Source organism: Streptomyces sp. NPDC059456 (genome assembly GCF_042750055.1).
Taxonomy (GTDB): domain Bacteria; phylum Actinomycetota; class Actinomycetes; order Streptomycetales; family Streptomycetaceae; genus Streptomyces.
In genome coordinates this window covers 1-11549 of the sequence record NZ_JBHYVA010000227.1, presented here as the reverse complement: position 1 = coordinate 11549, position 11549 = coordinate 1, and the positions used below count along the sequence as shown (strand labels likewise).

General features: G+C 74.1%; 9 protein-coding genes. 1 reads left to right on the top strand and 8 read right to left on the bottom strand.

The window, feature by feature from the left end; genetic code table 11:
* The first annotated feature begins 231 nt into the window (after positions 1 to 231).
* Positions 232 to 1830: an alpha/beta hydrolase gene (locus ACFXA3_RS20705; RefSeq protein ID WP_385188683.1), complete on the top strand. Its 1599-nt coding sequence runs from the start codon at positions 232 to 234 to the stop codon at positions 1828 to 1830.
* A gap of 94 nt (positions 1831 to 1924) precedes the next feature.
* Here the strand turns inward: ACFXA3_RS20705 and moeZ are convergent, their stop codons facing one another.
* The 8 genes from moeZ to ACFXA3_RS20665 all read right to left on the bottom strand — a co-directional run.
* Entirely contained in the window at positions 1925 to 3103 is a 1179-nt protein-coding gene (gene moeZ / locus ACFXA3_RS20700; protein WP_385188681.1) for an adenylyltransferase/sulfurtransferase MoeZ, read from the bottom strand.
* 63 nt (positions 3104 to 3166) lie between these two features.
* The gene (locus ACFXA3_RS20695; RefSeq protein ID WP_385188679.1) at positions 3167 to 3916 is read right to left on the bottom strand and encodes a spherulation-specific family 4 protein; all 750 of its coding nucleotides are present in this window, start codon (positions 3914 to 3916) and stop codon (positions 3167 to 3169) included.
* The gene (locus tag ACFXA3_RS20690) at positions 3904 to 4965 is read right to left on the bottom strand and encodes an NAD-dependent epimerase/dehydratase family protein (RefSeq protein ID WP_385188678.1); all 1062 of its coding nucleotides are present in this window, start codon (positions 4963 to 4965) and stop codon (positions 3904 to 3906) included. The genes ACFXA3_RS20695 and ACFXA3_RS20690 overlap by 13 nt, the downstream gene beginning before the upstream one ends.
* A 148-nt stretch (positions 4966 to 5113) precedes the next feature.
* Positions 5114 to 6016, bottom strand: a complete 903-nt coding sequence (locus ACFXA3_RS20685; RefSeq protein ID WP_385188676.1) for a hypothetical protein — start codon at positions 6014 to 6016, stop codon at positions 5114 to 5116.
* Complete coding sequence (pelF, locus tag ACFXA3_RS20680) at positions 6013 to 7758, bottom strand: GT4 family glycosyltransferase PelF (RefSeq protein WP_385188674.1); 1746 nt, start codon at positions 7756 to 7758, stop codon at positions 6013 to 6015. The genes ACFXA3_RS20685 and pelF overlap by 4 nt, the downstream gene beginning before the upstream one ends.
* 233 nt (positions 7759 to 7991) lie before the next feature.
* Complete coding sequence (locus ACFXA3_RS20675) at positions 7992 to 9695, bottom strand: dipeptide ABC transporter ATP-binding protein (RefSeq protein ID WP_385188672.1); 1704 nt, start codon at positions 9693 to 9695, stop codon at positions 7992 to 7994.
* Positions 9692 to 10684: an ABC transporter permease gene (locus ACFXA3_RS20670; RefSeq protein WP_385188670.1), complete on the bottom strand. Its 993-nt coding sequence runs from the start codon at positions 10682 to 10684 to the stop codon at positions 9692 to 9694. The genes ACFXA3_RS20675 and ACFXA3_RS20670 overlap by 4 nt, the downstream gene beginning before the upstream one ends.
* Positions 10681 to 11549, bottom strand: an 869-nt coding sequence (locus ACFXA3_RS20665; RefSeq protein WP_385188668.1) for an ABC transporter permease, incomplete at its 5' end; no start/stop codon positions are given. The genes ACFXA3_RS20665 and ACFXA3_RS20670, both read right to left, overlap by 4 nt.

The window sequence follows — 11549 nt, the reverse complement described above, 5'->3', positions numbered from 1 at the left end:
ACGCTGACGCTGGGCCTGATCGCGGCCGGCCTGGAAAAGGAGGTCGCCATCTCGGCGGTCCTGCTGTTCCGCCTGATGACGTTCTGGCTCCCGGTCCTGCCGGGCTGGCTGTCGTTCAACTACCTGACCCGAAAGGAAGCCATCTAGCCCCGGCCCGCCGGCCACCGCCTCATGCCCCCCGAACGGGTCAGCGCGGGGGCGGGGGGTGCGGGGGCCGCGCAGGATGGGGGTATGGGTCGAAACGTCGTGCGGGGTGCCGTTGCCGTTGTCGTCGCCGTCGGGCTCGCCGGGGTCGGCGGGTGTGCCGACAGCGGCGGGGGGAAGCCCAAGGCCGGGGGGACCCCGGGGGCCGCGCCGCTGAAGTGGGGGGAGTGCGAGGCTCCCGATGTCGCCGAAGGCGGGGGGCAGGCGCCGCCCAAGGACTGGGAGTGCGCCACCCTCCACGTGCCCCTCGACTACGCCAAGCCCGAAGGAGAAACGATTCCGCTCGCGCTGATCCGGGCCAAGGCCCGGGACAAGAGCAAGCGGCTCGGGTCGCTCGTGTTCAACTTCGGCGGCCCCGGGGGTTCCGGGATCAGTACGCTGCCCGGCGCCGCCAAGGAGTACGAGGCGCTGCGGGCGCGGTACGACCTCGTCAGCTTCGACCCGCGCGGCGTCGGCCGCAGCGCGCCCGTCCGGTGCGAGGACGACAAGCAGCTCGACGCCTACTACGCCCAGGACTCCTCGCCGGACACGCCGCAGCAGGAGAAGACGTACCTCGACAACCTGGAGAAGTACCAGCGGGCCTGCAAGGCCAACTCCGGGCACCTGCTGCCGTACGTTGGCACCGAGAACGCCGCCCGCGACCTCGACCGGATCCGGCAGGCCCTCGGCGACGAGAAGCTGAACTACTTCGGGATCTCCTACGGCACCGAGCTCGGCGGGGTCTACGCACACCTCTTCCCGAAGAAGGTCGGCCGGGCCGTCTTCGACGCCGTCGTCGATCCGACGAAGACCTCGGAGCAGAGCGCCCTCGGCCAGGCCAAGGGGTTCCAGCTGGCCCTCGGCAACTTCGCGCAGGACTGCGTGAACCGCGGCGACGAATGCCGGCTCCAGGGCAGTACCGCCAAGGAGATCGAGGACAACGTCATCAAGCTCCAGAAGAGCCTGGCGGCCAAGCCGATCCCCGGCCTCGGCAACCGGATGCTGACCGCGTCCGCCGCCACGAACGGCATCGCCCAGGCCCTGTACTCGAAGGAGCTGTGGCCGCTGCTGGAGCAGGGGCTCGACGAGGCCGACGGCGGCGAGGGGCAGCTGCTGATGGCGTTGTCCGACTCGCTCAACGGCCGTGACCAGCAGGGGCGTTACAGCAACCTCGGTGCGGCCAACACGGCGATCAACTGCGTCGACTCCAAGGACCGGTACACGCTGGCGCAGGCGAAGGCGAAGCTGCCCGGCTTCCGCGCCGCCTCCCCCGTCTTCGGGGACTTCCTCGGCTGGGCCCTGATGAGCTGCACCGACTGGCCGGTCGCGGGCACCTGGGAGACGCCGGACGTGTCCGCTCCCGGCGCCGCGCCGATCATGGTGATCGGCAACACCGGCGACCCGGCCACCCCGTACGAGGGCGCCCGCAACATGGTGGAGCGGCTCGGCCCCGGCGTCGGCGTGGAGCTCACGTACAAGGGCGAGGGGCACGGCGCGTACAACAGCGGCGACAAGTGCGTGCAGAGCGCGGTCAACGGCTACCTGCTGGACGGGAAGGTGCCGGCCGCCGGGGGCGTCTGCACCCCGTCCGCGGAGCCCACGGGCACGGCGGCACCGGTGACGCCGCAGGAACCCGAGGGCGTCTGACGCACGAGCGCACGCCGGAGGGGGCGTACCGCGCCCCTGCGCGATACGCCCCTCCGGCATGGTGGACCCGTTGCGGCCGGGCGACCGGGTGCGCCTAGTAGACCGGCTTCTCGGGCTCGATCTGGTGGACCCAGCCGATGACGCCGCCGCCCACGTGCACCGCGTCGGAGAAGCCCGCGGACTTCAGGACCGCGAGGACTTCCGCACTGCGGACACCCGTCTTGCAGTGCAAGACGATGCGCTTGTCCTGGGGGAGGTCCTGGAGGGCGGTGCCCATCAGGAACTCGCCCTTGGGGATCAGCTTCGCGCCGGGGATCGAGACGATCTCGTACTCGTTGATCTCACGGACGTCGATGATCTCGATCGGCTCGTCGCCGTCGATCCACTCCTTGAGCTGCTTCGGAGTGATCGTGGAGCCGGCGGCCGCCTCCTGGGCCTCCTCCGACACGACGCCGCAGAAGGCCTCGTAGTCGATGAGTTCCTTGACGGTCGCGTTCGGGCCGCAGACCGCGCAGTCGGGGTCCTTGCGGACCTTGACCTGGCGGTACTGCATCTCCAGGGCGTCGTAGATCATCAGGCGGCCGACCAGCGGCTCGCCGACGCCCGTGAGGACCTTGATGGCCTCGGTGACCTGGATGGACCCGATGGACGCGCAGAGCACGCCCAGCACGCCGCCCTCGGCGCAGCTCGGGACCATGCCCGGCGGCGGGGGCTCCGGGTACAGGCAGCGGTAGCAGGGACCGTGCTCGGACCAGAAGACGGAGGCCTGGCCGTCGAAGCGGTAGATCGACCCCCACACGTACGGCTTGTTCAGCAGCACGCAGGCGTCGTTGACGAGGTAGCGCGTGGCGAAGTTGTCCGTGCCGTCGACGATGAGGTCGTACTGGCTGAAGATCTCCATCACGTTCTCGGCCTCGAGCCGCTCTTCGTGAAGGACCACGTTCACGTACGGGTTGATGCCCAGCACGCTGTCGCGGGCGGACTCGGCCTTGGAGCGGCCGATGTCCGACTGGCTGTGGATGATCTGGCGCTGGAGGTTCGACTCGTCGACCTCGTCGAACTCGACGATGCCCAGCGTGCCGACGCCGGCCGCGGCCAGGTACATGAGGGCGGGCGAGCCGAGGCCGCCCGCGCCCACGGCCAGCACCTTGGCGTTCTTCAGGCGCTTCTGGCCGTCCATCCCGACATCCGGGATGATCAGGTGGCGGGAGTACCGACGGACCTCGTCAACGGTGAGCTCAGCAGCTGGCTCGACCAGGGGTGGCAGCGACACGGGGACTCCGTAGATGGGAAAGTCTGAACGGTGGTTCTCCCCGTAACACTGCCACGCCCATCTTCATTCCGAGACACCCGGTCCGATCCGCGAGACGATTTCGTCCCAGTACGCGGGCATGGAAGCCCACGGATCGCAGCCCCCGCCGTTGCCGCGGTCGGTGAACCAGATCGTGCCGGCGCCCTGCCAGCGGGCGATCCGGACGGCCTCCTCCAGATGGGTCCGCGGCACCCCGTGCACCAGGTGGCAGAAGCGCTCGGGCGGATGGTCGGCGGTCCACTCCGCCACCTGCGACCAGCGGTAGTCGGCCCACGCCCCGGAGAAGGTGACCAGTTGGTCGGCGGCCTCCGTGTAGCCCTCGTACGGGTGCGTGCCGTGTCCCAGCACGATGCGCAGCCCGTCGCCGAGGCCGCGCAGGGTGTCGGCGACCCGGCGCACCCCGGCCAGTTCGGTCCGGTCCGCCGGGGCGTCGGCCAGGTAGAAGCCACCGACCCGGTACCAGTCGAGGTAGCGGTGGGCGTCGGAGACGAGCTCGCCGAACGACCGCGACCCGTCCCGCATCGCGAGATGTCCGAGTACGGTCCCGCCGGCCTCGCGGAGTTTGGCCGCGGCTTCCGTGCAGTGCGGGTCGGGCCGGCCGCCCGGCCCGTCCGTGACGTTGAGCACGGTCCAGTGCAGCGGGGTCCCGGGCCGGGTCAGCTCGGCCCATTCGACGGGGGCGAGCAGGGGGTGGGCGTAGCCGGGGACGCCGAGGCCCAGGCGGCCCGCCCCGGTCGCGGCGGCGGTCGTCGCCGCCGTCGTCAGATGCGGCACGCCGCCTCCATCCAGATGTCCGCGAGGGACTCCTCCAGGTTGATCCGGGGCCGCCAGCCGAGCCGGTCCCGGGCCGTGCGCACGTCGGCCTGCTGCCAGGCGCCGCAGCCGTCGGGGTACGGGTACGCGGGCGTGACGGCCGCGGCGGCGAGCTGTTCGGCGGTGGCCTCGGAGCGCGGGGAGCCGATGGCGGCGAGCCCCTGCGGCCGGCCCTGGTGGCCGAGCGCGTGACCGTGCCCGGCGCCGTGGCCCGGTCCGTGGCCGTGGACCTGCCCGTGCTGGACGTGCTGTCCGGGTACGTCGAGTTCGTGCAGGGCGCCTCCGTAGCCGGCGACCCGGGCCAGTACGGCCGCGGCGTCGCGCAGCCGGACGGCGCGCCCGGTGCCGATGTTGACGACCCCTTGGGCGGCGGAGAGCGAGGCGGCGTGCACGGCCCGCGCCACGTCCCGTACGTCCACGAAGTCGCGCTGGACGCCGAGCCCGCTGAGCTTGAGCTCGCCGTCCCCGTTCTGCATCGCGCGGCGCATGGCCTCGGCGAGCCGGCCGAGCGGGGAACCGGCGGGGGTGCCGGGCCCGACGGGCGAGAAGATCCGCAGGACGACGGCGTCGAGCCCGGAGCCGAGCACCAGCTCGGTGGCGGCGAGCTTGCTGACGCCGTACGGCCCGCCCGGTCTCGGGACGGCGTCCTCGGCCGTGGACGATCCGGGCTGGCTGGGCCCGTACTCGGCGGCGCAGCCGAGCTGGACGAGGCGGGCCCCGCAGCCGCTGCGGCGCAGGGATTCGCAGATGGTGGCCACGGCGACGGTGTTGTGGCGGGTCAGCTCCCGTGCCCCGCCGCGGGTGGCGCCGGCGCAGTTGATGACGACGCCGGGGTGGACGGCGTCGAGGAACCGGGTGAGGGCGCCGGGGCTGCCGGTGGCGAGGTCGAAGCGGACGTCCGCGTCGTCGCCGCGGCCGAGCGCGGTGAGCTGGACGGCGGGGTCGGCGAGCAGCCGGTCGGCGACGTAGCGGCCGAGGTATCCGTTGGCTCCGATCAGCAGCACCCTCATCGCGCGGCCCCTCGGTTGGTTGGCTGGCCGGTCATCCTGTGTCTCCTTGGTCGATGGGCGGGGTGGGGTGGGGGTAGGGGGAGGTGGGGGGGTGGCGGTGCGGCGCTTCGGTACGGCGCTCGGCGGTGGAAGGGTCGGGGGCGCCGGCTCAGGGCCGTGCGTGCGCGGACGCGCGGGACAGCACGAGGGCGGCGTGTACGAGGAGCCCCGCCGCGGCGACCGCCACCGCGGGCGGGGTCGGGACCAGGGCGAGGGCCAGGGCCGCGGCGACGGGCCCGCGCGGGGCGCCGTGCGTGAGCAGCAGTCGGGTCAGGAACAGCAGCAGGGCGAGCGGTACGGCGACGGCGTACGGGGTTCCGGCGAGCGCGGCCGCCCCCGCGGCGGCCGCGGTGAAGGCCAGGGCGGCCGCGATCAGCAGCGGCCGGGCCCGGTCGGCGAAGTCCTCCAGGGCGCGGCTCCCGGCGAGCCGGCTGCGGGCGCGGGCGGCGTACGCGGCTCCGGCCAGGTGCCCGGGGGCCGCGGCCAGTGCGAGGGCGACGCCGAGGGGGGTGCCGTGGCGGTGCACGGCCCAGCCGACGGCGGCCGTGGCGAGGGCGAGCAGGAGCACGGCGTGCGGGAACCGGCCGGCTGCGGCCCGCCTCGGCCCGGCGGGCCACGCCAGGGCGGCGACGGTGACGACCACGGCGAGGGGCCCGGCGTACGGCATCCGGGTGGCGCAGGCCCCGACCGCGAGGGCTCCGGGGAGCAGGGCGTACCCGAAGCCGCGTAAGGCCCGGGCGTCGGACGGCCGGACGGCGGACGGCGCGGCCGGCTCGTCCCCGCGCGGGGTGCGGGCGTAGAGCTCCTCGGCGAGGGAGAACACGTCGCGGTGGCGGAAGCGCGCGGCGGTGCGGTCGGTGATGCCCTGTACCTCCAGCCCGGCGGCGATCTCCAGCGGGTCCACGGCCCGCTCGCACAGGGCGCGGTGGCGGTGCAGCAGCGTCTTGACGGGGTCCCCGGCGGCCCGGCGGCGGGGGGCCGCGGCGACGGGGGCGGCTTCGTCGAGGGTCATACCGGCGCCTCCGTGGTGGTGGTCGTGCTCGGGGTCTTCGCGGGAGCGTTCGCGGTCTTCGCGGGAGCGTTCGCGGTCTTCGCGGGAGCACTCGCGGTCTTCGCGGGAGCGTTCGCGGGCTGCCCCGGGGCGTTCGGGGCCTTCGCGGGAGCAGGGGCGGCGGCCGCCCAGGTGGGGCTCGTCCAGTGACCCGGGACCCGGGCCTCGGGGGGCTGTTCGAAGGGGACCCCGCCGTCGGGCCGGGCCGGTCCGCGGGCCAGCAGCCGGAGGTAGATCTCCCGGAAGGCGGCCACGTTCTGCTCGACGGTGAACAGCTCCAGGGCGCGGGCCCGGGCGGCGGCGCCGAGCCGGTGGGCGCGTTCGGGGTCCCGCAGCAGCGACAGGCAGGCGTCGGCCAGGGCCCGCGGGTTGCGCGGCGGGACGACGAGGCCGGTGCCGCCGATGACCTCGCAGACGGCGCCGACGTCGGTGGACACGGTGGCCCGGCCGCAGAGCATGGCTTCGGCGAGGGTGATCGGGAAGCCCTCGATCACCGAGGACAGCACGACCACCCGGCCGCAGCCGTAGGCCTCGGCCGGCGAGGCGGCGTCGGGGCCGCCGATCTCCTCGAAGGTGACGGGGTTCTCCCCGGCGGTGACCGCGTCGGCGGCCTCGTCGGGGAAGAGCTGGGCGGCGAGCGAGCGGCAGTCGGCGAGGTAGCCGGGGACCACGGCGGTCGCGAAGATCCGCAGCCGGGTCTGGGGCGCGGCCCTGCGGATTTCGGCGAAGGCGTGCAGCAGCGCGATCAGGTCCTTGGCGGGCTCTATCCGGCCGACCCAGACCAGGGTGTCGGGGTCGCCGCGGTCGGGGTCCTCGCCGACGGTGGCGAATCGGTCCGCCTCCATCCCCGGGTACACCGTCCGCAGCCGGTCGCGGGTGGCGCCGCAGCGCTCCTGCCAGCGCCGGGCGTGCGCGTTGCCCGGGGTGAGGAGGTCGGCCCGGGCGTAGATCTCGGTGGCCAGGCGCATGTGGAAGGCGGCGAGCAGGGCCCGCACCGCGGGTCTGGCGGCGCCTCCCGGTGCACCGGCGGGCCCGGACGGCGCGTGTTCCAGGTAGTGGGCCCGCAGCTGGACCCCGTACTCGGTGACCAGCAGCGGAACCCCGAAGAAGCGTTTGGCCAGCAGGCCGGGGAGCGCGGCCACGCCGCCCGCGGCCGCGTGGCACACGTCGACCTCGGACAGGTCCTCGTACCAGTCGAGGGACAGCGGCCGCAGGAGCCGTTCCAGTTCGTCGACGAAGTCCAGCAGGTCGGCCACCTGCGCGCGCTGTACGGAGCGGAGCGCGCCGGGGGCCCGGCAGGCGGACTCGACGGCCCGGACCGCGGTCTCGGAACGCAGGGCCGCGTACAGCCCGCCCTGTTCCCGGGCGAGTTCGGCCAGTCCGTACAGTCCGGCGGCGAAGGGCTCGGACTCGCCCGCGCAGATCCCCCGGACCAGTTCCTTGAAGCAGTCGGCGAAGCGGCGGCGCTCACGCCGGGAGTACGTGTGCCCGTCGTCCGCCGGGGCCCAGAGCGGGGCGGTCCAGACACGGGTGACGTGCTCGGGCAGGACGACCCGGCCGCGCTCCTCCTGCTCGGCGCTGCGGCTCAGGGCGTAGAGCTCGAACTCGTGCTGCGGCAGTCCGCGGACCAGCCGGTCGCACCACAGCCTCGCTTCTCCCGTCGCATACGGATAACCACCTTCCGTGAGCAGTCCGATCCGCACGAGTGGCACCCCCGATCTCCCGTTCAGGCGGCCGCCGTCGGTCCGGTGACCCGCCGCGGGAAACTCAAGCGGATATGCCGATGACGCGACGGACGGTTGTCCGTCGCGCCACCGGAAGGGGTGAAGAGTCGTAACTTTCGCCCACGGCCCGCGTTCGAGCGCGCTAGAAAGGGCCTGCGGCCCTCGTACCCGTCGGGCCTCCCCGCACCGCTCGAACCTCTCGGGAGGCCGCCCTAGGCGAGGGCCTCCTGTCGCGAGGTGCGGCGCGCGGCGGCGAGCTCCGGGTCCAGGGCCGGTACCGCGGCCAGCAGCCGCCGGGTGTACGCGTGCCGGGGCCGGTCGTACACCTCGTCCACCGGGCCCTCCTCGACCACCTGGCCGCCGCGCATGACGGCGACCCGGTCGCTGACCTGCCGGACGACGGCGAGGTCGTGCGCGATGAAGACCAGCGCGATCCCGAGCTCCTTCTGGAGCTCGGCCAGCAGCGCCGTGACCTGGGCCTGGGTGGTCACGTCGAGCGCGGAGACGGGCTCGTCGCAGACGATCAGGCGGGGCCGGGGCGCCAGCGCCCGGGCGATGCCGACGCGCTGGCGCTGGCCGCCGCTGAACTCGTGCGGGTAGCGGTCGTAGTGCCCGGCCTCCAGCCCGACGCGGACCAGGAGTTCCGCGACCCGGGCCCGGATCGCGGCCTCGTCGCGCTCCCCCGCCGCGCGCAGCGGGTCGGCGATGGACTCGCCGATGGAACGGCGCGGGTTGAGGGAGGACACCGGGTCCTGGAACACCATCTGGACTCCGGGGACGATGCCCTCGGTCCGCCGCCCGTCGCGGCGGACGTGCCCGGAGCCGGGCTCCAGCAGGCCGACGAGCATCCGCCCGACGGTGCTCTTGCCGCTGCCGCTCTCCCCGACGATCCCCAGGGTCTCGCCGGCGCGCACGGCGAGCGAGACCCCGTCGACGGCGACCACCCGCCGCTTGCCCCGTCCGAACTCCCGCCGCACCTCGACCGCTTCGACGACGGGCACGCCCGCGTCGGCACCGGCCGCCGGCCCCGGGGCGGGGGCCCTGCGTGGGACCGGCGCGGTGTCGGACCCGTCCGCCGCCGCCGGCGCCCGGGTGCCGGCGGGCCGCGGCACCGGTGGACCGTCCAGCCTCGGCACGGCTGCCAGCAGGGCCTTGGTGTACGCGTGGGCCGGGGCCGCCAGGACCCGTCCGACCGGGCCGCGTTCCACGGCGGAGCCCTCCCGCATGACCAGGAGCTCGTCCACGCTCTCCGCGGCGACCCCGACGTCGTGCGTGACCAGCAGCAGCCCGAGTCCGCGTTCCTCCCGCAGGCCGTGCAGCAGGTCGAGGATCTGGGCCTGCACGGTGACGTCCAGGGCGGTGGTCGGTTCGTCGGCGATCAGCAGCCGCGGTGCGCAGGCCAGTGCCATGGCGATCAGCACCCGCTGCCGCATGCCGCCGCTGAACTCGTGCGGCCGCGCCCGCGCACGGCGTGCCGCGTCGGGGATGCCCACCCGGTCGAGCACCTCGGCCGCCCGTGCCCGGGCGGCGCGCCGCGGGACGTCCGCGTGCACCCGGTACACCTCGGCGATCTGGTCGCCGACGGCGAGGTAGGGGTCCAGGGCGCTGAGCGGGTCCTGGAAGACCATGGCGGCGGTGGCTCCGCGCAGTGCGCGCAGCTGCTGCGCCGAGGCTCCGGCCACGTCGGTGCCGCCGACCCGGACGGTGCCGCCGAGCCGCGCGCCGGTCCCGCGGTGCAGGCCCAGCAGGGCCGCGGCGACGGTGGACTTGCCGCTTGCGGACTCGCCGACGATGCCCAGGGCGCCGCCCGGTTCCAGGGTGAAGGAGACCTGGTCGACGGCCCGTACGTACGTCCCGGGCTCTCCGACGGGGAAGTCGACCGTGAGACCGGTGACCTCCACCAGCAGCTCGCTCATGCCAGGGCCACCCTTCGGTCCGCGAGGGCGTACAGCAGGTCGGCCACGGCGCCCGCGACGACCACGGCCGCGCCGATGGCCAGGACGACGCCGACGACCACCGGCAGGTCCACGACCCGCACGCCGTCGATCAGGGTCTTGCCGAGCCCGGATATCCCGAACAGGGACTCGGTGAGCACCGCGCCTCCGATCATCGTGCCGAAGTCCACGGCGCTGAGTGCGATCACCGGGGCGACCGCTCCGCGGACGGCGTGCCGGGTGACGACGGCCCGCTCCCCCACCCCGTAGGCGCGGAAGGTGCGGATGTGGTCCTCGGCGAGCGTTTCGAGGGTGGAGCTGCGGGTGAGCCTGGCGTACTTGGCGCTCTCGAAGACGCCTAGCGTGATCCACGGCAGCAGCAGGTTCCAGGCCCACTGTTCGGGGTCCTCGCCCAGGGGCACGTACGTCGGGAACGGCAGCCATTGCAGGTACGCGCACACCGCCATGAGCAGCAGCAGTCCGAGGACGAACACGGGGGTTCCGGTCGCGCCCAGGGTCAGCACGGTCAGGGCCCGCTCCGTGATGCCGCCGCGGCGCAGCGCGGACAGCAGTCCGGTGCCGACGCCGACGACGAGCCAGATCACCAGGGCGCCGAGGGCCAGCGACAGGGTGGCCGGCAGCCGGTCCAGCAGCAGTTCGGTGACCTGCCGGTCGTTCTGGTACGAGAATCCGAGGCAGGGCGCGTCGCAGTGCAGCACCAGGCCGGCGCCGCCGGAGTAGTCGCGGCCGGTGAACAGCCCCTGGAGGAAGTGCAGGTACTGGACGGCCGCCGGGTCGTTCAGTCCGAGCTGCTCGCGCACCTGGGCGACCTGGACGGGGTTGCAGCGTTCCCCGCAGGCGAGCCGGGCGGGGTCGCCGGGGGCGACGTAGAAGAGGACGTAGACGGTGACGGACAGGGCGAGCAGCACGAGGAGCGCGCCGCCGGCCCGGTTCAGTACGAAGCGCATCATCGCGCGTGCTCCTTTCCGGTGCCGATCCGCAGGCGGGAGCCTTCGCGCGGGTCGAGGGCCGTGCGGACCGCGTCGCCGAGCACGGTGAAGGCGAGCACGGTGACGAAGAGCAGTCCGGCGGGGAGCAGGACGTAGGCGGGGTCGGCGCGGAACCAGGTCTGGGCGCCGGACAGCATCTGCCCCCAGGAGGGGGTGGGCGGTTTCACGCCGACGCCGAGGAAGGACAGCGAGGCCTCGGCGACGATGTCGGCCGGGACCAGGATCGCGGAGTAGGTGATGAGAGGTGCGGCCAGTGCGGGCAGCAGCTCCCGGCGGGCGATCCGCACGGTGCCGTTCCCGGAGAGCCGGGCGGCGGCCACGAAGTCCAGTTCGCGCAGGGCCAGGGTCTGGGCCCGGACCATCCGGGCCGTCGACCCCCAGCCCAGCAGGCCGATGACCAGGATCAGCAGCAGCGGGCGCGGGAAGTCGGCCGGTACGACGGCGGTGAGCGCGATGGCGAACACCAGCGCCGGCAGGGCGATCATCACGTCGGTGAGCCGGCCGATCAGCTGTCCGACGAAGCGGTTGCCGAGGGCGGCGGCCAGTCCGGCGGCGATCCCGAGGAGGATCTGCACGGCGGTGGCGCCGAGGGCGACGAGCAGGGAGATCCGGGCCCCGTACAGCAGCCGGGCGAACAGGTCGCGGCCGGTGCCGGGTTCGACGCCGAGCCAGTGGTCGGCGGAGATCCCGCCGAAGGAGCCGAGCGGGACGCCGCCGCGGGCCGAGTCGACGAGGTCGTCGTGGTACGTGTTCGGGTCCTGCCCGGCGAGGTGGGCGAGCAGGGGTGCGGCGAGGGCGAGGAGGACGAGGAGGGCCAGGACGGCGG